This window comes from Pseudomonas sp. PA-7-1E, assembly GCF_021605325.1.
Classification (GTDB): Bacteria; Pseudomonadota; Gammaproteobacteria; order Pseudomonadales; family Pseudomonadaceae; genus Aquipseudomonas; species Aquipseudomonas fluorescens_BV.
Genome location: NZ_WKFA01000042.1, coordinates 25,345 through 48,943, shown reverse-complemented (window position 1 = coordinate 48,943; position 23,599 = coordinate 25,345). Strand labels below are relative to the sequence as shown.

The following is a 23,599-nucleotide window of genomic DNA, read 5'->3' as shown; positions in this document are numbered from 1 at the left end:
AAAAAACCCGCTTTCGCGGGTTTGATCTGAATTTGGTGCCCAGGAGAAGACTCGAACTTCCACGACCTTGCGATCACCAGCACCTGAAGCTGGCGTGTCTACCAATTTCACCACCTGGGCATTATCTGACAACGTTGCCGTCGTCGATGGCGCGCACTATACGGAGCGATATTTGAGCTGTAAACCCCTGCCATGAAAAAAGCCTGGAAAATTTCGCCAGTGGTCGTGCAAGGTGCGCTCCGGGGGCCGCAAAGGGCTTTTAAACGCTTGTTGATACCTGAAATTTCCCGTTTCAATACGCGTATGCCAAACTAACCCGCATATAGACAAGGTGAAAACTCTCTAATGGCCGATTGGCAGTCCCTCGATCCCGAGGCCGCTCGTGAAGCGGAAAAATATGAAAACCCTATTCCTAGCCGCGAACTGATCCTGGCGCACCTCGCCGATCGTGGTTCGCCTGCTAGCCGTGAGCAACTGGTTGAAGAATTCGGTCTGACCACCGAAGACCAGCTCGAAGCCCTGCGCCGCCGTCTGCGTGCGATGGAGCGCGATGCTCAATTGATCTACACCCGTCGTGGCACTTACGCGCCGGTCGACAAGCTGGACCTGATCCTGGGTCGCATTGCCGGCCACCGTGACGGCTTCGGCTTCCTGATCCCGGACGATGGCAGCGACGACCTGTTCATGAGCCCGGCGCAAATGCGTCTGGTGTTCGATGGCGACCGTGCCCTGGCGCGGGTTTCTGGCCTCGACCGCCGTGGTCGGCGTGAAGGCGTGATCGTCGAAGTGGTGTCCCGCGCCCACGAATCCATCGTCGGCCGTTACTTCGAAGAAGGCGGCATCGGCTTCGTTGTGCCGGATAACCCGAAGGTCCAGCAGGAAGTGCTGATCACCCCGGGCCGTAATGGCGCCGCCAAGGTCGGCCAGTTCGTCGAGGTGAAAATCACCCACTGGCCAACGGCGCGCTTCCAGCCCCAGGGCGATATCGTTGAAGTGGTCGGCAACTACATGGCGCCGGGCATGGAAATCGACGTTGCCTTGCGCACCTACGATATCCCTCACGTCTGGCCTGAGGCCGTGCTCAAGGAAGCCGCCAAGCTCAAGCCGGAAGTCGAAGAGAAAGACAAAGAAAAACGCATCGACCTGCGTCATCTGCCGTTTGTCACGATTGACGGTGAAGATGCCCGCGACTTCGACGATGCGGTCTACTGCGAAGCCAAGCCTGGCAAGCTGCGCCTGTTCTCCGGCGGCTGGAAGTTGTACGTCGCGATTGCCGACGTGTCCAGCTACGTGAAGATCGGTTCGGCCCTGGATAACGAAGCCCAGGTGCGCGGCAACTCCGTGTACTTCCCAGAGCGCGTGATCCCGATGCTGCCCGAGCAGCTGTCCAACGGCCTGTGCTCCCTGAACCCGAAAGTCGACCGTTTGGCCATGGTGTGCGAGATGACCATCTCCAAAACCGGCGAAATGACCGACTACCAGTTCTACGAAGCGGTGATCCACTCCCAGGCACGCCTGACCTACAACAAGGTCAGCACCATCCTGGAAACGCCGAAGACCAGCGAAGCCAAGGCCCTGCGCACCGAGTACGCTGGCGTGGTGCCGCACCTCAAGCAGCTGTACTCGCTGTACAAGGTGTTGCTGGGTGCCCGTCATACCCGCGGCGCGATCGATTTCGAAACCCAGGAAACCCGCATTGTCTTCGGCTCCGAGCGCAAGATTGCGGCGATCACCCCGACCACCCGTAACGACGCGCACAAGCTGATCGAGGAGTGCATGCTGGCGGCCAACGTGGCCACTGCCGAGTTCCTCAAGAAGCACGAAATTCCTGCGTTGTACCGTGTGCACGACGGCCCGCCGCCGGAGCGCCTGGAAAAACTTCGCGCCTTCCTCGGCGAACTCGGCCTGTCCCTGCACAAAGGCAAGGACGGCCCGACGCCGAAGGATTACCAGGCCCTGCTGGCCAGCATCAAGGACCGTCCGGATTACCACGTGATCCAGACCGTGATGCTGCGCTCGCTGAGCCAGGCGGTGTACAGCGCCGATAACCAGGGCCACTTCGGCCTGAATTACGAGGCGTACACCCACTTCACTTCGCCAATTCGGCGTTACCCGGACTTGCTCACGCACCGGGCGATCCGCAGCGTGATCCATTCCAAGCAGAACACCCCGCACGTCAAGCGCGCCGGTGCCATGACCATTCCGAAAGCACGGATCTACCCGTACGACGAAGCGGCCCTGGAACAACTGGGCGAGCAGTGCTCCATGAGCGAACGCCGCGCCGACGAAGCCACCCGCGACGTGGTGAACTGGCTCAAGTGCGAGTTCATGAAGGATCGCGTGGGCGAGTCGTTCCCGGGTGTCATCACCGCCGTGACCGGCTTTGGCCTGTTCGTCGAGCTGACCGACATCTACGTCGAGGGCCTGGTGCACGTCACCGCCTTGCCGGGTGACTACTACCACTTCGATCCTGTGCACCACCGCCTGGCGGGCGAGCGCACCGGTCGTAGCTTCCGCTTGGGCGATACCGTTGAAGTGCAGGTCATGCGTGTCGACCTCGACGAGCGCAAGATCGACTTCGGCATGCCTGACAAGCCGGCTGAGCCTGCGGGTCGTAAAAAGCGTGGTGAAACCACAGCGCCTGCGTCCAAAGGCAAAGCGGCCACCGCAAAAACCACGGCCGAGCCTGCACCTGCCAAGGCTGGTCGTCGTTCTTCCGCCAAGGACAAGGCCCCTGAAGCCTACCGCCCAAGCGACGCGGCGGCGAAAAACGCCGAGCTGCGCAAGAGCCGCGAGTTGAAGCAGCAGTTGCTCAACGAAGCCAAAAGCGGTGGTAAAGCGGCGTCTGGGGGAAAGTCCCACGGGGCGGAAAAGCCGTCGAGCAAGCCAAGTAAACACCGTAAAGGCCCGCCAAAAGCGGGTTCGGCTCCCGCAAAAAGCGGCGGGTCGCGCAAACCTAAGGCCAAGTCATGAGTCTGGAAAAAATCTACGGCGTGCACGCCGTAGAAGCACTGCTGCGTCACCATCCCAAGCGCGTCAAGCAGGTGTGGTTGGCCGAAGGTCGCAGCGAGCCGCGCGTACAGGCGCTGGTCGAGTTGGCCACGCAGAATAAGGTTGCCATCGGCCAGGCCGAGCGTCGTGAAATGGACGTGTGGGTCGAAGGCGTTCACCAAGGTGTGGTGGCTGACGTCAGTCCGAGCCAGGTGTGGGGCGAGGCGATGCTCGACGAGCTGCTCGACCGTACCGAAGGTGCACCGTTGCTCTTGGTGCTGGACGGCGTGACCGACCCGCACAACCTCGGCGCCTGTCTGCGTTCGGCGGATGCTGCCGGTGCGCTGGCAGTGATCGTGCCCAAGGACAAGTCGGCGACCCTGACGCCGGTGGTGCGTAAAGTCGCCTGCGGTGCGGCGGAAGTGATTCCGCTGGTGGCCGTGACCAACCTGGCGCGTACCCTGGAGAAGCTCCAGCAGCGCGGCCTGTGGGTCGTGGGCACGGCGGGGGAGGCTGAGGTCAGCATTTATGACCAGGACCTTACCGGCCCTACCATCCTGATCATGGGCGCCGAAGGCAAAGGCATGCGCCGCCTGACCCGTGAGCATTGCGATTATCTGGTGCACCTGCCGATGGCCGGTAGTGTCAGCAGCCTCAATGTGTCGGTGGCGACGGGCGTGTGCCTATTTGAAGCCCAGCGTCAGCGTGGTGCCAAGGCTAAGGCCAAGCCCAAGAAGTAATCACCATGTGGGGCTTGCCCCAATCCTGATGTAGGAGCGAGCTTGCTCGCGAAAAACGTCAACGATAACGCGGGCTTCCTGAATGAGCGCGGTGTCTGTGAGTTTTTCGCGAGCAAGCTCGCTCCTACATTTGTGTTTGTGGTGCTTGGGGTTGTTCAAATAATCACCAATTGCCTTGCGCCGCTTCTCCCCCTTCTCTACAATTGCGCCCCTTGCCTTCCTGGCAGGCACCGATGTGCCTCCCCTGCGGCAAGATCCATAAGTGTCATTCACTCCTTGTCTGACCGTTTTTGAGCGGCAGGCTACAACCCGTAAGGAGCATTCATGCGTCATTACGAAATCATCTTTTTGGTCCACCCGGATCAAAGCGAGCAAGTCGGCGGCATGGTTGAGCGTTACACCAAGCTGATCGAAGAAGACGGCGGCAAAATCCACCGTCTGGAAGATTGGGGCCGTCGTCAACTGGCCTACGCAATCAACAATGTTCACAAGGCTCACTACGTGATGCTGAACGTTGAGTGCACTGGCAAGGCCCTGGCCGAGCTGGAAGACAACTTCCGCTACAACGATGCTGTGATCCGTAACCTGGTCATCCGTCGCGAAGAAGCCGTTACTGGCCAATCCGAGATGCTCAAGGCTGAAGAAAACCGCAGTGAGCGCCGTGAGCGTCGCGACCGTCCTGAGCACGAAGGCGCTGATAGCGCTGATAGTGATGACAGCGACAACAGCGATAACGCTGACGAGTAATCCACGGACCTTTTAAGGAGCCTATCAAATGGCACGTTTCTTCCGTCGTCGTAAATTCTGCCGCTTCACCGCTGAAGACGTGAAAGAGATCGATTACAAAGATCTCAACACTCTGAAAGCCTACGTATCCGAGACCGGCAAAATCGTTCCAAGCCGTATCACCGGTACCAAAGCACGTTATCAGCGTCAGCTGGCCACCGCTATCAAGCGCGCCCGCTTCCTGGCCCTGCTGGCCTACACCGACAGCCACGGCCGCTGAGACCGGGCAGTCGACAAGTAGTAAGGGATTGAATGCATGCGCGCCTTAGCTGAGTTCATCATGCGCGGTCGCGTGCAGGCCACTCTGGTAGTGGCTGGATGTGCGGCATTGCCGTTGCTTTATTGGTTGGGTGCTGCCGCAGGTTGCCTTGTGCTACTGCGGCGCGGTTTGAAGGACGCCCTTGGCGTTCTTGCCCTGGGTTTGTTGCCGGCCTTGATCTGGTGGCTGCAAATGGGTGATCCACGGGTACTTCTGGTACTGCTGGGGTCATCGAGCCTTGCGTTGGTTTTGCGCGCAAGTGAGTCCTGGGTCCGCACGCTGCTGGTCAGCGTGGCATTGGGGTTGGTGTACTCAGTGATGCTTGGCGCGGCTTTCCGCCCGCAGATCGAGGCGCTGGCGCAGGAGATCGTCAAGATCCTGCCGTTGGCCCTCGGGGATCTCTACCAGCATTTGTCGGTAGATGAGCGAGCGCGGTTTGCGTCACTGATTGCCCCGGTCCTGACCGGCCTGATTGCGGCTTTGTTGCAGGTCGTCAGCGTGCTGAGCCTGATTCTTGGGCGTTATTGGCAGGCGTTGTTGTACAACCCGGGTGGTTTTGGTCGCGAGTTTCGCAGTATCAGAATCCCAGCGGGGCCGGCGATGTTGCTGCTGGCGTGCATGGTTGTCGGGCCGAACTTCGGCCCACAGATGGCCTTGCTGGCGCCGATTTGCAGCGTACCGCTGGTGTTTGCCGGGCTGGCCCTGATTCATGGGCTTGCCGCGCAAAAGCGACTGGCCAGGTTTTGGCTGGTGGGGTTGTACGTCACGCTGTTGCTGTTCATGCAGCTGATCTATCCGTTACTCGTGGTCTTGGCCATTGTTGACAGCCTGATTGATTTTCGCGGTCGTCTGGCGTCGAAAGACGCCGATAACGCGAACGGTGAAGGTTAAAAGTTAGAGGATTTTCACATGCAACTGATCCTTCTGGAAAAAGTCGCCAACCTGGGCAACCTGGGCGACAAAGTGAACGTTAAGGCCGGCTACGGTCGTAACTACCTGCTGCCATACGGCAAAGCCACCGCTGCAACCGCTGCCAACCTGGCTGCGTTTGAAGAGCGTCGTGCTGAGCTGGAAAAAGCCGCAGCAGACAAAAAAGCGTCGGCCGAAACTCGCGCTGCCCAACTGGCTGAGCTGGAAGTGACTATCACTGCCACCGCTGGTGACGAAGGCAAGCTGTTCGGTTCGATCGGTACCCACGACATCGCTGATGCCCTGACCGCCTCCGGCGTTGAAGTGCAGAAGAGCGAAGTTCGTCTGCCGAACGGCACCATCCGCAACGTAGGCGAATTCGACGTAGCCGTGCACCTGCACGCCGAAGTTGAAGCCACCGTACGCGTTGTCGTGGTAGCAGCTTAAGTCGCACCTAACTGACTGGCACCTCGCGTGCCAGCCGGTTAACATCGGGCACGATCCTGTTTACAGGTCGTGCCTTTTGTTTTTCTACACACCCCAAATTCCAAGTGGCCATGAACGAAATCTCCGCTCCTGAGCAATACGATCTGCAAACCGCTGCCCTGAAGGTGCCGCCGCATTCCATCGAGGCCGAACAGGCCGTGCTCGGTGGCTTGATGCTGGACAACAACGCCTGGGAACGCGTGCTGGATCAAGTCTCGGACGGTGACTTCTATCGTCATGACCACCGCCTGATCTTCCGCGCCATCGCCAAGCTGGCCGACCAGAACTCACCGATCGACGTGGTAACCCTGGCCGAGCAGTTGGACAAGGAAGGCCAGACCTCCCAAGTGGGTGGTCTGGGCTACCTCGGTGAGCTGGCAAAAAACACGCCGTCCGTCGCCAACATCAAGGCCTATGCCCAGATCGTCCGCGAGCGCGCCACGTTGCGCCAGTTGATCGGCATCAGCACCGAAATCGCCGACAGCGCCTTCAACCCCGAAGGCCGCACCGCTGCCGAGATCCTTGACGAAGCCGAGCGCCAGATCTTCCAGATCGCCGAGGCCCGTCCGAAAACCGGCGGCCCGGTCAGCGTCAACGACCTGCTGACCAAAGCCATCGACCGCATCGACACCCTGTTCAACACCGATGCCGCGATTACCGGTATTTCCACCGGTTACACCGACCTCGACGAAAAGACCAGCGGCCTGCAGCCGTCCGACTTGATCATCGTCGCCGGTCGTCCGTCCATGGGTAAGACCACCTTTGCGATGAACCTGGTGGAAAACGCCGTTCTGCGTAGCGACAAGGCGGTACTGGTGTACTCCCTTGAGATGCCAGGTGAATCGCTGATCATGCGTATGCTCTCGTCGCTGGGGCGTATCGACCAGACCAAGGTACGTTCCGGCCAGCTTGAAGACGACGACTGGCCGCGCCTGACCTCAGCGGTCAACCTGCTCAACGACCGCAAGCTGTTCATCGATGACACTGCCGGTATCAGCCCGTCCGAAATGCGCGCGCGTACCCGGCGCCTGGTGCGTGAGCATGGCGACATCGCCCTGATCATGATCGACTACCTGCAGTTGATGCAGATCCCCGGTTCCAGTGGCGACAACCGTACCAACGAGATTTCTGAAATCTCTCGTTCCTTGAAGGCCCTGGCCAAGGAATTCAACTGCCCGGTGGTGGCGTTGTCCCAGCTCAACCGTTCCCTGGAACAACGTCCCAACAAGCGTCCGGTGAACTCCGACTTGCGGGAATCCGGAGCGATCGAGCAGGACGCCGACGTGATCATGTTCGTGTACCGCGACGAGGTGTACCACCCCGAGACGGAACACAAGGGCATTGCCGAAATCATCATCGGCAAGCAGCGGAACGGCCCGATCGGGTTTATCCGGTTGGCGTTCATCGGCAAGTACACGCGTTTCGAGAACCTGGCGCCGGGTAGCTACAACTTCGACGACGACGAGTAGTTTCAAGCGCCTGTAAGGGCCTCATCGCAGGCAAGCCAGCTCCCACATTTGGAATGCATTCCCCTGTGGGAGCTGGCTTGCCTGCGATGGGGCCACCACAATTCCGACTACTACCGTCGGAATTGGTCAAAATTTGTGCTATATTCCGCGCCCGCGATTTTTCATCTTCACACCGGTCACCGTCATGCAAACAGCCAAGCCGTTATTTGACTATCCCAAGTACTGGGCCGAATGTTTCGGTCCTGCGCCATTCCTGCCGATGAGCAGGGAGGAGATGGATCAGCTTGGCTGGGATTCGTGCGACATTATCATCGTCACCGGTGATGCCTATGTTGACCACCCATCGTTCGGCATGGCGATCATCGGCCGGCTGCTGGAGTCCCAGGGCTTTCGCGTCGGGATCATCGCGCAACCGAACTGGCAGTCCAAAGACGACTTCATGAGGCTCGGCGAGCCGAACCTGTTCTTCGGCGTCGCGGCCGGCAACATGGACTCGATGATCAACCGCTACACCGCCGACAAGAAAATCCGCTCCGACGACGCCTATACCCCTGGCGGCATGGCCGGCAAACGTCCCGACCGTGCAAGCCTGGTGTACAGCCAGCGTTGCAAGGAAGCCTACAAGAACGTGCCGATCGTGCTTGGCGGCATCGAAGCTTCCCTGCGTCGTATCGCCCACTACGACTACTGGCAGGACCGCGTGCGCAACTCGATCCTGATCGACGCCACCGCCGATATCCTGCTGTACGGCAACGCCGAGCGGGCCATCGTCGAAGTTGCCCAGCGTTTGTCGTGGGGCCACAAGATCGAAGACATCACCGATGTGCGCGGTACCGCGTTCATCCGCCGTGATACGCCGGCCGGTTGGTACGAAGTGGATTCCACGCGCATCGACCGTCCGGGCAAGATCGACAAGATCATCAACCCGTACGTCAACACCCAGGACACCCAGGCCTGCGCCATCGAGCAGGAAAAGGGGCCGGTGGATGATCCGGAAGAAGCCAAGGTTGTGCAGATCCTGGCCAGCCCGCGCATGACCCGTGACAAGACCGTGATCCGCCTGCCATCGGTGGAAAAAGTCCGCGGCGACGCGGTGCTCTATGCCCACGCCAACCGCGTGTTGCACCTGGAAACCAACCCAGGCAACGCCCGCGCCCTGGTGCAGAAGCACGGTGAAGTTGACGTGTGGTTCAACCCGCCGCCCATTCCGATGACTACCGAAGAAATGGACTACGTGTTCGGCATGCCTTATGCCCGCGTACCGCACCCGGCGTATGGCAAGGAGAAGATCCCGGCCTACGACATGATCCGTTTCTCGGTGAATATCATGCGTGGCTGCTTCGGCGGCTGCACCTTCTGCTCGATCACCGAGCACGAAGGCCGCATCATCCAGAACCGTTCCGAAGAGTCGATCATTCGCGAGATCGAAGAGATCCGCGACAAAGTGCCGGGCTTCACCGGCGTGATCTCCGACCTCGGCGGCCCGACGGCGAACATGTACCGCATCGCCTGCAAGAGCCCGGAAATCGAATCCGCGTGCCGCAAGCCGTCGTGCGTGTTCCCTGGCATCTGCCCTAACCTGAACACCGACCACTCGTCGTTGATCCAGCTGTACCGCAGCGCCCGTGCGTTGCCGGGTGTGAAGAAGATCCTGATCGCTTCCGGCCTGCGCTACGACCTGGCCGTCGAGTCGCCGGAATACGTCAAAGAGCTGGTCACCCACCACGTCGGTGGTTACCTCAAGATCGCCCCGGAACACACCGAGGAAGGTCCGCTCAACCAGATGATGAAGCCGGGCATTGGCAGCTATGACAAGTTCAAGCGCATGTTCGAGAAGTACACCAAGGAAGCGGGCAAGGAGCAGTACCTGATCCCGTACTTCATCGCCGCCCACCCGGGTACCACCGATGAAGACATGATGAACCTGGCCCTGTGGCTCAAGGGCAACGGCTTCCGTGCCGACCAGGTGCAGGCGTTCTACCCGTCGCCGATGGCCACCGCCACCGCGATGTACCACTCGGGCAAAAACCCGTTGCGCAAGGTCACCTACAAGAGCGACGCGGTGACCATCGTCAAGAGCGAGGAGCAGCGCCGCCTGCACAAGGCGTTCCTGCGTTACCACGACCCGAAGGGCTGGCCGATGCTGCGTGAAGCATTGACCCGCATGGGCCGTGCCGACCTGATCGGGTCGGGCAAGGACCAGTTGATCCCGCTGCACCAGCCGTCCACCGACAGCTACCAGAGCGCCCGGCGCAAGAACTCGACGCCGGCCGGCAGCCATAAGGTCGCCAAGGAAACCACCACCAGGATTCTCACCCAGCACACCGGCCTGCCACCCCGTGGCAGCGACGGCAGCAACCCGTGGGACAAGCGCGAGCAAGCCAAGGCTGCGGCCCAGGCGCGCAATAAGCAGGCGGCCAAAGAGCGCAGCGATGCGGCCAAGGGCAAGGGCGGCAAGCCTACGCGCAAGCCGGTTGTACCGCGGTGATCGACGTCTGAAATGCAAAACGCCAGCCTCGTGCTGGCGTTTTGCTTTCTGGTCGGTGGTGAGTCTGTTTGGTAAGGTGGCGCCCATTAGATTGCTATCGCAGGCAAGCCAGCTCCCACAAGAGAATGTATTTCAAGCGTGGGAGCTGGCTTGCCTGCGATGAGGCCGGTCTGGGCACTCTCGATTTCAAGGAAGAACACTTATGGGCAACCCCTTGCTCAACATCGGCATGGACTCCAACCGCTCCCAATTCATGGCGCGCCAGCGCATTGAGAGCCAGATCAACCTGCCGCGGCTGTTCGCCGTCATTGACGCCGACCCCAGCATCGTCGGCGCTGGCGTGGTGTACATCGACGCCGACTTCAACGTGATCACCCTGCGCGAATTCAAACCCATCTGCAGCATCAAACCCAAGCGCGTCATTTTGCGCGAGGCGCAGAAGTACATCTCGCCGGCGCAGTTTGTCGAGCAGGTGAAGACCGACCCCCGTGAAGGGCGCCTCCAGAAGGAGGCCTTTGACATGGGGCTTTCCTGTGGGGCGGCGGTGATCGGCTGGATCGTGGTGTTCAGTGGCAGCGTCGCCGTACCGTTCACCGCCGGTGCCAGTGCTTTTGTGGTGGGTATCGGTGTCACGGCGGCGCTGGCCAGCAGCGCTCAGTGCGGGTTTGGCGTGGCCCGGACCTATAACGAGATCCTTGACCCAGATGCCAACGACCGCATGGACGACGCCCAGTGGTATGGCGCGGTGTCACCGATTCTCGATGCCGCGTCGTTGGTCGGGATCGGAACGGGAGCTTTCACCACATTAAGGCTGCTCAAGGCCAAAAAAGCCGCTGCGTTGGGCAAGAGCTGGTATGAATTGCTCAAGGGCTTGAATCGCCAGGAGCGCAAGAAGTTGACCCAGGAATTGCTCAGTCTCAAAGACCCAAGCCTGACCCCCAAGTTGCTCAAGTTGCAGCAGCGCGCCGGCACGTTGCCCAAGCGCTACAGCTCCACGGAAATTCGTCATGCCACGCTCACCCAGCTCAAGGACGCCTTGGGCGGCATGTTGGGTATCTGGGGCAGCTATCGAACCGGTCACGTTGGCTCGGCGTCGACGCTTGCCATTGGCCTGTATGAGGAACTGACGGAATGAAGGGGTTTCCCGATAGGCGCAGTTTCCTTGCGCGTTATTTTCCGGTGTTCATGGGCACCATCTTCATGGCGATTTTCTCTGGTTCGGTGGCTGTCTCCACGGCGGGCGTAACCTATTTGCGCGGGGTTGAACCGGCGCTCAAGGCCAACTACTCCGGGGCTGCAATACTGGTGCTGGTAGCGGTACTGGTGTTTGGTAATGTGATGATTGCACGCGGGTACCCCTGGGCGACCCGGCTGGTGGCGGGCTATCTGGTGTGTTGCCTGCTGTTCGTTTTGCCGATGATTCAATACGGCCTCAATACCCTGGTGTACGGCTCGGCGGTGCTGTTTCCGCTGCTGGGTTTGCTGCTGCTCAACAGCAAGCGCCATCGTGAAATGCGTCAGCGATTACTCGAAATACGTCACCTGCGTCGGGCGGCGATTGCGCAACGCAAGACCCGTTGATTAGATAGGTTTATTGGCGGTAGGTGGCCTGTTTGTTAGGGGGGCGCTCATCAGATTGCTATCGCAGGCAAGCCAGCTCCCACAGGGGAATGCATTTCAAGTGTGGGCGCTGGCTTGCCTGCGATGAGGCCGGTTTGGGCACTTTCAATTTCAAGGAAGAACACTTATGGGCAGCTCCTTGTTCAACATCGGCATGGATTCCAACCGCTCTCAATTTATGGCGCGCCAGCGTATCGAGAGCCTGATCAACCTGCCACGGCTGTTCGCCGCCATCGATGCAGCCCCCGCCATTGTCGGTGCAGGTGTTGTGTATATCGATGCCGATTTCAACGTTGTCACCCTGCGCGAATTTCAGCCCATCTGCAGCATCGCACCCAAGCGTTTGATCCTGCGTGAGGCGCAGAAGTACATCGCGCCAACGCAATTCGCTCAGCAGGTGCAAGACAATCCGCGTGAGTCCCGCTTGGTGGGCGAAGCGGTCAATACCACGCTATCGTGTGCCGGCGCGGTTATCGGTTGGATCGTGGTGCTCAGTGGTTCCGTCGCAGTTCCGTTTTCGGCGGGGGCCAGTTCGGTGGTCGTGGCGCTCGGCTATACGGCCGCGGCAGCCAGTTCTGTGCAGTGCTTTGCCAGCGGCTATCGCACCGTCAATGAGATCCGCAACCCCGCGCGCAATGATCAGCTCGACAGTGAGGAGTGGTACCAATACACCATGATTGCCCTGGATGCGGCGTCGTTGGTTGGGGTGGGTTCATCGGCATTGGCAACGGTCAAGCTGGTGCGGCTGAATAAGGCCTCTACCGGGAAAAGTGTGAGAGAGGTGCTCAGGGGCCTGAATCGACAGGAGCGCGCCAAGTTGACCAAAGAGCTGCTGAGCATCAACGACCCACGCTTGACGTCCAAGATGATCAAGTTAAAGCAGTTGTCGGGCGAGTTGCCTAAGCGGTTCACGCCCACCGAGGTCAAGCATGCAACGGTCACGCAGATCAAGGACGCGTTGGGCGCAGCCATCGGTTTTACCGGTAGTGCGGTGTCAGGGAACGTACGCACAATTGCCATAGGTCTGTATGAGGAGGCCGAACAATGAACGAGCTGCCTAGCATTCGCAGTTTTCTGTCGACGTATTTCCCCGTCTTTATGGGGGCGATATTCGTCTGCATTTTCACCCTCGTGTTTGCGGTTCCGGTGTTCTTCGATAGCTATATGCCAAGCCTGTCCATGGCAGATAATGCCAAATACTCCTTCCTGGCGGGTATCGCACTCACGCTAGTCATTGTGCACTGCAATTTCATGATCGCACGCGGGCGTCCCCAATGGATTTGGCCGCTAGTGTTGCTGCTGGGGGTATGCTTTCTGGGTGTATTGCCAACACTCAATGATCAACCGAACGGGGTGGTATATGCCTTGAGCCTGGTGTTTCCATTAATTGGGCTATTGCTGTTCAACAGCAAACGCCACCGTGAAATGCGCCAGAAACTGGTCGAAGTCCGCTGCCTGCGCCAGGCCATGATTGCCCAACACAAACACCATTGATTGGGTAGATTCACCACCTGCCCTCAGCCCGGCGCTACAAATGTGTGCAGCGCCTGCACCATAGCCACAACGTTGGCGCCGTTTTGGTGCTGTACTGCACCGGGCCTGACGTTTTAGTGCAATGACTGCTGCTGTGGCATAAGTCTTGCGCGCGTTGTGCTTATGCCCTGGCTCGCAGGAGGCCGCCGTGTCGATTCATGTCGCGTTGCACCACGTTACGCATTACCGCTACGACCGTGCTGTCGAACTCGGCCCACAGATCGTTCGGCTACGCCCGGCAGCCCATAGCCGTACGCGAATACTGTCCTACGCGCTGAAGGTGTTGCCCGAGCAGCATTTCATCAACTGGCAGCAAGACCCCCAGGGCAATTATCTGGCGCGCCTGGTGTTCCCGGAAAAGACTGACGAGTTGCGCATTGAGGTCGACCTGGTCGCCGAGATGGCGGTGTTCAATCCGTTCGATTTTTTCCTCGAGCCCTACGCCGAAAAAATCCCGTTCAGCTACGCCGCCGATGAGCAGCGCGAGCTGGCGCCGTACTTGGAAACCCTGCCGCTGACGCCAAGGTTTGCCGCTTACCTGGCCGGTATCGATCGCACGCCGCTGCCTGCTGTGGATTTCCTGGTCGGCCTCAACCAGCGCCTGGCCGCCGATATCGGTTACCTGATTCGCATGGAGCCGGGTGTGCAAACCCCGGAATTTACCCTGGAAAACGCGTCCGGCTCCTGCCGCGACTCGGCCTGGTTGTTGGTGCAATTGCTGCGCAACCTCGGGTTGGCGGCTCGATTTGTCTCTGGTTACCTGATACAGCTCACCGCTGACGTCAAAGCCCTCGACGGCCCGTCCGGTACCGAGGTGGACTTCACCGACCTGCACGCCTGGTGCGAAGTGTATCTGCCCGGCGCTGGCTGGATTGGCCTGGATGCCACGTCCGGGTTGTTCGCCGGTGAAGGGCATATCCCCTTGGCCTGCAGCCCCGATCCATCGTCTGCCGCGCCCATCAGTGGGTTGGTTGAGCCGTGCGAATGCGAGTTCACCCATGAGATGTCGGTGGAGCGCATCTGGGAAGCGCCACGGGTGACCAAGCCCTACACCGAAGAACAATGGTTGGCGATCCAGGCCCTGGGCCGGCAGATCGACGGCGACCTGCTCAAGGACGACGTACGCCTGACCATGGGCGGCGAGCCGACCTTCGTCTCTATCGACGACCCAGACGGCGGCGAATGGAACACCGCAGCCCTGGGCCCGGACAAGCGTCGCCTGTCGGCCGAGCTGTTCCAGCGCCTGCGCCAGCACTATGCGCCCAAGGGCCTGGTGCATTTCGGCCAAGGCAAGTGGTACCCCGGCGAGCAACTGCCGCGCTGGTCGCTCAATTGCTACTGGCGCCGCGACGGCGTGCCGATCTGGCACAACAGCGCACTGATCGCCGATGAGCAAGAAGACTACGGCGCCGATGGGGTGATGGCCGGGCGTTTCCTGGCCAGCGTCGCCGAGCGCCTGAAACTGCCGGCGCGCTTTGTGTTCCCGGCGTTCGAGGACAATTTCTACTACCTGTGGCGCGAAGGGGCGCTGCCCCAGAACGTCACCGCCCAGGACCCGCGCCTGAGCGACGACCTGGAGCGTGAGCGCCTGCGCAAAGTGTTCAGCCAGGGCCTGGATAAAGTCATCGGCCAGGTGCTGCCGCTGGCACGTACTGCGGCCAATGACCGCTGGCAGAGTGGGCGTTGGTACCTGCGCGACAACCATTGCCGGTTGGTGCCGGGTGATTCGCCGCTGGGTTACCGGCTGCCCTTGGCTTCCCAGCCCTGGGTGACGGCGGCTGAGTATCCGTTCATACACCCCACCGACCCGAACCAGGACCAGCCCGAGCTTCCCACTGCGGCGCAATTGCGCAGCCATGGCGAGCCGGCCCCGGACGACGAGCGTGTGCCCAAGGTCGACGAGTCCGCCGACTGGCTGACCCGTACCGCGCTGTGCGCCGAAGCACGGGAAGGCCGCCTGTACCTGTTTATGCCGCCGCTGGAGCGCATCGAGGATTACCTGGAGCTGGTGACTGCCATTGAGGCCACCGCCGAAGAGCTGCATTGCCCGGTACTGCTGGAGGGCTACGAGCCGCCAGCGGATACGCGCCTGAGCAATTTCCGGGTCACGCCAGATCCCGGTGTCATCGAGGTCAACGTACAGCCGTCCGCCACCTGGGACGAGTTGGTAGAACGCACCGAATTCCTCTACGAAGAGGCCCGGCAAACCCGCCTGACCACCGAGAAGTTCATGATCGATGGGCGCCATACCGGCACCGGTGGCGGTAACCACTTCGTACTGGGCGGTGCGACGCCCAAGGATTCGCCCTTCCTGCGCCGACCGGACCTGCTGCGCAGCCTGATCAGCTACTGGCACAACCACCCGTCGTTGTCCTATTTGTTCTCCGGACTGTTTATCGGCCCCACCTCCCAGGCGCCCAGGGTAGATGAGGCGCGCAACGATGCGCTGTATGAACTGGAAATCGCCTTCGCGCAGATGCCTGCACCGGGCGAGGAGTGCCCGCCGTGGTTGGTGGATCGCCTGTTGCGCAACCTGCTGATCGACGTGACGGGTAATACCCATCGCGCCGAATTCTGTATCGACAAACTTTACTCACCCGACGGCGCCACTGGCCGCCTGGGGCTGCTGGAACTGCGCGCCTTTGAAATGCCCCCCCATGCGCGCATGAGCCTGACCCAGCAGTTGTTGCTGCGGGCGCTGGTCGCGCGGTTCTGGCGCGAGCCCTATGCGCCGCCGAAGCTGGCGCGCTGGGGCACTGAACTGCATGACCGTTTCCTGTTGCCGCACTTTATCGAGCAGGACTTTGCCGACGTGATCGTCGAGCTGAACGCGGCCGGCTACCCGCTGCGTGCCGAATGGTTCGCGGCGCATCTGGAGTTTCGTTTCCCCAAGGTGGGCGACTACGCCGTCAGCGGTATCGAACTGGAACTGCGCCAGGCCTTGGAGCCTTGGCATGTGCTGGGCGAGGAGGGCGCAGTGGGTGGCACGGTGCGGTATGTGGATTCGTCCCTGGAGCGCCTGCAAGTGAAGTTGAGCGGGTTGCCACCGCAACGCTACCTGCTGACCTGCAATGGCGTGCCGGTGCCGCTGCAACCAACCGGCCGCGTCGGCGAGTTCGTGGCGGGCGTGCGTTACCGCGCCTGGCAACCGGCCAACTGCTTGCAACCGACCATCCCCGTGCATGCGCCGCTGGTATTTGACCTGCTCGACACTTGGATGCAGCGTTCGTTGGGTGGCTGCCAATACCATGTGGCGCACCCGGGCGGGCGCAATTACGATAGCCTGCCGGTGAACGCCAATGAGGCGGAGAGCCGGCGCATGGCGCGGTTTTTCCGCTTGGGGCATAGCCCGGGCAAGCTGCCAGTGCCGACTGTAACGGTAAACGATGAGTTGCCAATGACCCTGGATTTGCGGCGCTTCACAAAAAATAAGGAATGAACATGATCCAAGTGTGGGAGGGCTTTTGTGGCGAGGGAGCTTGCTCCCGCTGGGGTGCGAAGCGCCCCCAATAGCAGGCGACTGCTGCGCAGTCGAGCGGGAGCAAGCTCCCTCGCCACAACAAGCCAGCTCCCACATTGGATCGTAGTGAATTTGAGTTAACCTGACTTCCCTTGCCTCTGCCGAGCGTTCCATGTCCGACTTGCTCGACCGTTACCCGCTCACCGCGGGCACCTATCACGAACTGCTGGACGCCAGCGGCGCGGTGCGTGCCCATTGGCGAGGCTTGTTCGATCACCTGCAACGCAGCACGCCCGCACAACTGGCCCAGCGCCAGGCGTTGTTGACGCGTCAGATCCAGGAAAACGGCGTCACCTATAACGTCTACGCCGACCCGAAGGGCGCCGACCGCCCCTGGGAGCTGGACCTGTTGCCCCATGTGCTGGCCGCCGAGGAGTGGCAGCAACTGTCGGCCGGCATCGCCCAGCGTGCGCGCCTGCTCAATGCGGTGCTGGCCGACCTGTATGGCCCGCAGCGCCTGATCAAGGAAGGCTTGCTGCCGGCCGAACTGGTGTTCGGGCATAACAATTTTCTGTGGCCGTGCCAGGGCATCCAGCCGCCCGCCGGTGCGTTCCTGCATCTGTACGCGGTCGACCTGGCGCGCACGCCGGACGGCCGCTGGTGGGTCACCGCCGACCGTACCCAAGCCCCATCGGGCGCCGGCTACGCCCTGGAAAACCGCACCATCGTGTCCCGCGCCTTCCCGGACCTGTACCGGGATATGCAGGTGCAGCACCTCACCGGTTTCTTTCGCACGCTGCAGGAAACCCTGGCGCGTCAGGCCCCTGGCGATGACCAGCCGCCACTGATCGTGCTGCTCACGCCGGGGCGTTTCAACGAAAGCTATTTCGAACACCTGTACCTGGCGCGCCAGCTCGGCTACCCCTTGGTAGAGGGCGGCGACCTCACCGTGCGCGACAGCACCGTGTTCCTGAAAACCCTTAGCGGCCTGCGCCGGGTGCACGCGATCATGCGTCGCCTTGATGATGATTTCTGCGACCCGCTGGAGCTGCGCACCGACTCCGCGCTCGGCGTGCCGGGCCTGCTCGACGCCGTACGCCAAGGCAATGTGCTGGTGGCCAATGCCTTGGGCAGCGGCGTGCTGGAGTCCCCGGGGTTGCTGGGCTTTTTGCCCAAGATCAACGAGTTTTTGTTCGGTGAAGCCTTGATCCTGCCGTCGATTGCCACCTGGTGGTGCGGCGAAGCGCCGGTGCTTGCCGAAGCCTTGGAAAAACTCCCGGAGCTGCTGATCAAGCCGGCATTTCCCTCACAAAGTTTCGCCCCGGTGTTTGGTCGCGACCTTGACGACGAACAGCGCCAGGCCCTGGCTGAACGCATGCGTGCGCGGCCCTATGCCTATGTCGCCCAAGAGCTGGCGCAACTGTCTCAGGCGCCGGTATGGCACACCGTGGATGACCACCTGCAACACCGTGCCATTGGTATGCGTGTGTACGCCGTGGCCAGTGAAGACGGTTATCGGGTACTGCCCGGCGGCCTGACTCGCGTGGCGGCCGACGCCGATGCCGAGGTGGTGTCGATGCAGCGCGGCGGGGCGAGCAAGGACACCTGGGTACTCGGCGAACGCGTGCCGGGTGGCGAGCAGTGGCGCGCCCAACGCACCATTGGCGCCTATGACCTGGTGCGCCGCGATCCCTATCTGCCCTCGCGCGTGGTGGAAAACCTGTTCTGGTTCGGTCGTTACTGCGAGCGCTGCGACGACAGTGCGCGCTGGCTGCGCATTGTGCTGGCGCGGTATGTCGACGGCGACGATCCGCTGGCGTTGCAGGCCGCCGTCGAACTGGGCGAAAGCCTGCGCCTGTTGCCGGAGGAGGGCGAGCTGCCTGAGCGCCTGCTCGCCGCCTTGCTGGGTGATGACTGGCCTTCAAGTCTGCGCGCCAACCTGCAGCGTCTGCAGTGGGCGGCGTCCCAGGTGCGCGGCAAGTTGTCCAGGGAAAACTGGCAGGCCCTGGTGGAGCTGCAACGCGAAGCCATGGAACTGGAAAGCGACACTGCAGACTTTGGCGAGCTGCTCGACTTTCTCAATCGCCTGGTGATGTCCCTGGCGGCACTGTCCGGTTTTGCCCTCGACGACATGACCCGCGATGAAGGCTGGCGCTTCTTGATGATGGGCCGGCGCATCGAGCGTCTGCAATTTCTGAGCAGCAGCCTTGCGGCATTCCTGCGTGGCGTGGCGGTGTTCGATCAGGCCGGGCTGGAATGGTTGCTGGAGCTGGGCAACAGCAGTATCACCTACCGCTCGCGCTACCTGGCGGTGCCGCAGTTGATCCCGGTGCTCGACCTGCTGCTGCTCGACGAGCAGAACCCCCATGCGGTGCTGTTCCAGCTCAAGTTGGTGAGCCGCACCCTGCGCCGTCTCAATGATGATTTTGGCGTGCCCCGTGAAACCGGGCTGGCGCCTTTGGTCGAGTGCCTGGCGCGTTTTGACCTGGGCTGTCTGGAGAACGGCCTGTTTGGCGAAACCAGCGTGCGTGCCGCGCTGGACGGCCTGGCCGACCTGTTGCAAGCGGTGGCCGATGAAAGCGGGCAAGTGTCGGATCGCCTGGCGCTGCGCCATTTTGCCCACGTGGATGATGTCAGCCAGCAAACGGTGTCGGTGTAATGAGCGCGCGCTACCAGATTTTCCACGATACCCATTACCACTATGACAGCCCGGTGTCCCTGGCCCAGCAACTGGCGCACCTCTGGCCAAGGCCGTGCGCCTGGCAGAAGTGCACCTGGCAGCAGTTGGATATCAGCCCGGAACCCACCTCGCGCCGCGACGAACTGGACGTATTCGGCAACCCGATCACTCGCCTGGCGTTCGAACGGCCCCATGATGAATTGCTGGTGAACGCCGGGCTCACCGTGGAAGTGCTGGCGCGACCCGCTCTGGACTTCCAGCGGTCGCCGCCCTGGGACCACACCCGCGACAGCCTGACTTACAGCAGCCAGGCATTGAGCGCCGAACTGATCGAAGCCTGTCGTTATCGCTTCGAGTCGCCCTATGTCCATCTGAAGAAAACCTTCGTCGAGTTCTCCGAAAGCTGCTTCCCGCCCGGCGAGCCTTTACTGCTGGGCACGCAGGCATTGATGGAGAAGATCTTCAGCGAATTTACCTTCGATGCCGAAGCCACCCAGGTCGCCACGCCGCTGGTTGAAGTGCTGGAGCGCCGTCGCGGCGTGTGCCAGGACTTCGCTCACCTGATGCTTGCCTGCCTGCGTTCGCGGGGCCTGGCGGCGCGCTATATCAGCGGCTACCTGCTGACCCAGCCACCGCCCGGCCAGCCACGGCTGATTGGCGCGGATGCGTCCCATGCGTGGGTCTCGGTGTTTTGCCCGGTATCAGGCTGGGTGGATTTTGACCCGACCAACAATGTACAGCCGGCGCTGGAGCACATTACCCTGGCCTGGGGCCGGGATTTCTCCGATGTGTCGCCGTTGCGTGGGGTGATTCTGGGGGGAGGCAGCCACGACCCGGAGGTGCGGGTGACGGTGATGCCGCTGGAGTGAAAAACGATCATTCCCACGCTCTGCGTGGGAATGCCTCCTGTGACGCTCTGCGTCACCCTTGCGCTGGCTTCAAGCCTGGTGCGGGACGCGGAGCGTCCGGGGCTGCATTCCCACGCGGAGCGTGGGAACGATCATTCAGTTGGGGCTTTCGGGGTTTCGGTCTCGTCAGGTGCCGCTTCACCTTCGGCATCCGGGTTCAGCGCGCCGGCTTCTTCCTCAGCAGCGGCTTTCTTGCGTTGCAGCTTTTCCTCTTTCTTCTGTTCCTTGGCCAAGTCTCTCTGACGTTTGGCGAAGGAGTAATTAGGTTTGGCCATGGGCGATCCTCTAGGGTCGAAGGTGAGGGTGGGCGGCGCGCAGCTGCCTCGGGTCGTCATGGTAGCAGCTTCGGGGGGGCGTTTGCTTTCACTTACCGCAGGCGTAGGCAGCCAGGAGGCCGTTGAACAGGTGATTGAGGTGCATGGCATGAACTCCCGTGAGTGATGGGCCGATCATAATCAGGGTGCGGCAGTTTGGCTGGTTGATTGTGTTGATGAAGCTGATAGCCTAAAGTTGTATACAATCTGTTGATTCAGATCATAAGAACTCAAGCCTGATTGAGGCACCCTTACCGCAATCCGCGTTTTTAAAACCCTGCCTTGGAGATTCACATGTTTGCCAAACTCGTTGCTGTTTCCCTGCTGACTCTGGCGAGCGGCCAGTTGCTTGCTGCAGAGTGCAAGGTCACTGTCGACTCCACCGACCAAATGTCGTTCAACACTAAAGAAATCACCATCGACAAGAGCTGCAAGCAGTTCACCGTTGAGCTGACTCACTCGGGTAACCTGCCCAAGAACGTGATGGGCCATAACTGGGTGCTGACTACCGAAGCCAATATGCAACCGGTAGCAACCGACGGCATGGCTGCGGGGATCGACAAGGATTACCTGAAAGCCGGTGATGAGCGCATCATCGCCCACACCAAGATCATCGGTGCCGGCGAGAAAGACTCGGTGACCTTCGACGTCTCCAAGCTGAAGGCCGATGAGAAATACAGCTTCTTCTGCTCGTTCCCAGGCCACATCTCGATGATGAAAGGTGCTGTGGTCCTGAAGTAAGACCGCGTTACCGTTCATCGCAGGCAAGACGGCTCCCACATTCGACCGCATTCCCATGTTGGAATCCGGTCAAGTGTGGGAGCTGGCTTGCCTGCGATGGCGATCTGACAATCAATGCAAAACCATCGGGTTCACCTCAAGGCGCAAACGGCATCACCCGCTTGTGCTCAGTCTTGCGATAGGTCTCGCAGATAATCCTGAACGCCTCCTCACGCACCGGCTCCCCCTGCAGGAACGCATCGATCTCGGCATAGGTCACCCCATGTGACGCCTCGTCCGGCTTGCCCGGCGACAGGTCTTCGAGGTCAGCGGTCGGCACCTTCTCCACCAGCGATTCCGGCGCACCAAAGTGACGGGCAATGGCCCGCACCTGATGCTTCACCAGCCCGCTCAACGGTGCCAGATCGCACGCGCCATCACCGAACTTGGTATAGAAGCCCATCACCGCTTCCGCCGCATGGTCGGTGCCGATCACCAGGCCACCGGCCGCGCCAGCGATGGTGTACTGCGCCACCATACGCATGCGCGCCTTGGTGTTGCCCAGCACGAAGTCACGGGACGCCGCGGCCTTGCCTTCAAAGGCGGCCACTTCATTGGCCAGGGCTTTAACCGCTGGGCCGATGTTCACGGTGTGACGTTCATCCGGCTCGATAAAGTCCACCGAGGCCTGGGCGTCGTGCTCGTCGAACTGGGTTTCGTAGGGCAGGCGCACGGCGATAAAGCGGTACGCCTCATCGCCGGTGCTGGCGCGCAGTTCCTGCACCGCACGTTGGGCCAAGAGGCCTGCGGTCAGGGAGTCGACACCACCACTGATGCCGAGCACCAGGGTCTTGAGCCCGGAATTGCGCAGGCAGTCCTGGATAAAGGCCACGCGCCGGGCAACCTCGGCTTCGAGTGCGGCCTGGTCCTTGAACGGGGCTTGCACCTTGAGCTGTTGTGCAATCTCACGCTGTACGGCTTGCATGATTCACTCCTTGCTGTATAGGGCAGGTACTTTGAAAACGTGACGCAAATAGGCGACAAAATTCGGGTCGGTGCAATGGGTCTTGCCCGCTTCATCGGAGATCTTCGCGACGGGCTGGCCATTGCAGGCTGTCATTTTAAGCACGATGCTCATCGGTTCCACCCCTGGAATATCACAGGTCAGGTTGGTGCCGATGCCAAAGCTCACATTAATGCGACCGCGCAACGCCCGGAATATTTCCAAGGCTTTGGGCAATGTCAGACTGTCGGAGAACACCAGGGTCTTGCTCATCGGTTCGATGCCCAGCTTGTGGTAGTGAGCGATGGCTTTTTCTGCCCACTGGATCGGATCACCGGAGTCATGGCGCAGGCCGTCGAACAGCTTGGCGAAGTACAAGTCGAAGTCGCCGAGGAAGGCGTCGGTAGTGATGCAATCGGTGAGGGCGATACCCAGCAGGCCACGGTACTCGCGCACCCAGCAATCAAGGGCGGCGATCTGGCTGTCGATCAGGCGCGGGCCGAGTTGCTGGTGGGCCATGATCCACTCATGGGCCATGGTGCCCAGCGGCTTCATATCGAATTCGCGCGCCAGGTGCACGTTGCTGGTGCCGACAAAGCGCCCAGGGAAATCGTGCTTGAGCACGCTGACCACTTCCTCCTGTACCCGGTAGGAAAAACGCCGGCGCGTGCCGAAGTCTGCCACTTGCAGCTCCGACAGCTCATCGCTGCTGGCGTTGGCGGTCAACCAGTCGAACTTGCGATACAGCTGCTCGCGGGCCTGTTCAAGGATCACGGTCTGGTAGCGGTAGCGGTTACGCACCTCGCTGACGATGGCCAGCATCGGCACTTCAAACAGGATCACATGCAGCCACGGCCCGCGCAGGCGGATAAACAACTCGCCGTTCTCGATGCCGGTTTGCACATACCGCAGGTTGAAGCGAAACAGCCCGAGGAAGCGCAGAAAATCCGGCTTCATAAAGCTGATGCGTTCCAGGAACCCCAGTTGATCGGGGCTCAGGCTCAGCTCGGCGAGGCGCTCGATCTGGTAACGAATCTCCGCCAGGTAAGGGCGCAGGTCTTCACTGTTACGGCAACGAAACTCCCATTCAACTTCCACGTTCGGGTAGTTGTGCAGCACCGCCTGCATCATGGTCAGCTTGTAGAAGTCGGTGTCGAGCAGGTTCTGCACGATGCGATCGGCAAACACACTCTCGCTCATAACGGGAATCTCCAGACGGGTCGGCGATGGAGG

The 23,599-nt window shown here is 60.8% G+C and carries 19 protein-coding genes and 1 tRNA gene; 16 read left to right on the top strand and 4 right to left on the bottom strand.

Annotation, left to right across the window (positions count from 1 at the left end):
• Positions 1-33: 33 nt before the first annotated feature.
• Positions 34-120 (bottom strand) — tRNA-Leu (locus tag GIW79_RS21790).
• Between the two features lie 225 nt (positions 121-345).
• On the opposite strand from GIW79_RS21790, the gene rnr reads away from it, so the two are divergent.
• From rnr to GIW79_RS21715, 15 genes are all read left to right on the top strand, one after another.
• Entirely contained in the window at positions 346-2,973 is a 2,628-nt protein-coding gene (rnr, locus tag GIW79_RS21785) for a ribonuclease R (RefSeq protein WP_060764587.1), read from the top strand.
• On the top strand, positions 2,970-3,731 hold the full coding sequence (gene rlmB, locus GIW79_RS21780; RefSeq protein ID WP_003188074.1) for a 23S rRNA (guanosine(2251)-2'-O)-methyltransferase RlmB: 762 nt from the start codon (positions 2,970-2,972) through the stop codon (positions 3,729-3,731). The genes rnr and rlmB overlap by 4 nt, the downstream gene beginning before the upstream one ends.
• A gap of 324 nt (positions 3,732-4,055) precedes the next feature.
• Complete coding sequence (gene rpsF, locus GIW79_RS21775) at positions 4,056-4,478, top strand: 30S ribosomal protein S6 (protein ID WP_003236224.1); 423 nt, start codon at positions 4,056-4,058, stop codon at positions 4,476-4,478.
• Positions 4,479-4,506: 28 nt separating this feature from the next.
• On the top strand, positions 4,507-4,737 hold the full coding sequence (rpsR, locus tag GIW79_RS21770; protein ID WP_002551829.1) for a 30S ribosomal protein S18: 231 nt from the start codon (positions 4,507-4,509) through the stop codon (positions 4,735-4,737).
• 36 nt (positions 4,738-4,773) lie between these two features.
• Positions 4,774-5,667, top strand: a complete 894-nt coding sequence (locus GIW79_RS21765; protein WP_034125655.1) for a hypothetical protein — start codon at positions 4,774-4,776, stop codon at positions 5,665-5,667.
• Between the two features lie 18 nt (positions 5,668-5,685).
• Positions 5,686-6,132 carry a 50S ribosomal protein L9 gene (rplI, locus tag GIW79_RS21760; RefSeq protein ID WP_003171376.1) on the top strand — a complete coding sequence of 149 codons (447 nt, stop codon included), beginning with the start codon at positions 5,686-5,688 and terminating at the stop codon, positions 6,130-6,132.
• 110 nt (positions 6,133-6,242) lie between these two features.
• Positions 6,243-7,640: a replicative DNA helicase gene (gene dnaB / locus GIW79_RS21755; RefSeq protein ID WP_003188079.1), complete on the top strand. Its 1,398-nt coding sequence runs from the start codon at positions 6,243-6,245 to the stop codon at positions 7,638-7,640.
• A gap of 184 nt (positions 7,641-7,824) precedes the next feature.
• Entirely contained in the window at positions 7,825-10,128 is a 2,304-nt protein-coding gene (locus GIW79_RS21750) for a YgiQ family radical SAM protein (protein ID WP_054896277.1), read from the top strand.
• A gap of 202 nt (positions 10,129-10,330) precedes the next feature.
• On the top strand, positions 10,331-11,263 hold the full coding sequence (locus GIW79_RS21745; RefSeq protein ID WP_014716676.1) for a hypothetical protein: 933 nt from the start codon (positions 10,331-10,333) through the stop codon (positions 11,261-11,263).
• Positions 11,260-11,709, top strand: a complete 450-nt coding sequence (locus GIW79_RS21740) for a hypothetical protein (RefSeq protein ID WP_034125656.1) — start codon at positions 11,260-11,262, stop codon at positions 11,707-11,709. The genes GIW79_RS21745 and GIW79_RS21740 overlap by 4 nt, the downstream gene beginning before the upstream one ends.
• 166 nt (positions 11,710-11,875) lie before the next feature.
• Positions 11,876-12,796 (top strand): NAD synthetase, encoded by a 921-nt coding sequence (locus GIW79_RS21735; RefSeq protein WP_089042125.1) that lies wholly within the window; start codon positions 11,876-11,878, stop codon positions 12,794-12,796.
• On the top strand, positions 12,793-13,242 hold the full coding sequence (locus GIW79_RS21730) for a hypothetical protein (RefSeq protein WP_034125658.1): 450 nt from the start codon (positions 12,793-12,795) through the stop codon (positions 13,240-13,242). The genes GIW79_RS21735 and GIW79_RS21730 overlap by 4 nt, the downstream gene beginning before the upstream one ends.
• Before the next feature lie 187 nt (positions 13,243-13,429).
• Positions 13,430-16,720, top strand: a complete 3,291-nt coding sequence (locus tag GIW79_RS21725) for a transglutaminase family protein (protein ID WP_236452548.1) — start codon at positions 13,430-13,432, stop codon at positions 16,718-16,720.
• A gap of 193 nt (positions 16,721-16,913) precedes the next feature.
• On the top strand, positions 16,914-19,400 hold the full coding sequence (locus tag GIW79_RS21720; protein WP_236456368.1) for a circularly permuted type 2 ATP-grasp protein: 2,487 nt from the start codon (positions 16,914-16,916) through the stop codon (positions 19,398-19,400).
• Positions 19,400-20,290: a transglutaminase family protein gene (locus tag GIW79_RS21715; RefSeq protein WP_020301622.1), complete on the top strand. Its 891-nt coding sequence runs from the start codon at positions 19,400-19,402 to the stop codon at positions 20,288-20,290. The genes GIW79_RS21720 and GIW79_RS21715 overlap by 1 nt, the downstream gene beginning before the upstream one ends.
• Before the next feature lie 131 nt (positions 20,291-20,421).
• Here GIW79_RS21715 and GIW79_RS21710 read toward each other — a convergent pair whose 3' ends face one another.
• Positions 20,422-20,604 carry a hypothetical protein gene (locus tag GIW79_RS21710; protein WP_034125662.1) on the bottom strand — a complete coding sequence of 61 codons (183 nt, stop codon included), beginning with the start codon at positions 20,602-20,604 and terminating at the stop codon, positions 20,422-20,424.
• 333 nt (positions 20,605-20,937) lie between these two features.
• On the opposite strand from GIW79_RS21710, the gene azu reads away from it, so the two are divergent.
• Positions 20,938-21,384 (top strand): azurin, encoded by a 447-nt coding sequence (gene azu / locus GIW79_RS21705; RefSeq protein WP_003188091.1) that lies wholly within the window; start codon positions 20,938-20,940, stop codon positions 21,382-21,384.
• A gap of 136 nt (positions 21,385-21,520) precedes the next feature.
• On the opposite strand, the gene nadE is transcribed toward azu, so the two are convergent.
• Together nadE and pncB are read right to left on the bottom strand one after the other, a co-directional pair.
• Positions 21,521-22,348, bottom strand: coding sequence for an ammonia-dependent NAD(+) synthetase (nadE, locus tag GIW79_RS21700; protein ID WP_014716685.1), 828 nt, complete (start codon positions 22,346-22,348; stop codon positions 21,521-21,523).
• A 3-nt stretch (positions 22,349-22,351) separates the two neighbouring features.
• Entirely contained in the window at positions 22,352-23,566 is a 1,215-nt protein-coding gene (gene pncB / locus GIW79_RS21695) for a nicotinate phosphoribosyltransferase (protein ID WP_236456370.1), read from the bottom strand.
• Positions 23,567-23,599 lie beyond the last annotated feature (33 nt).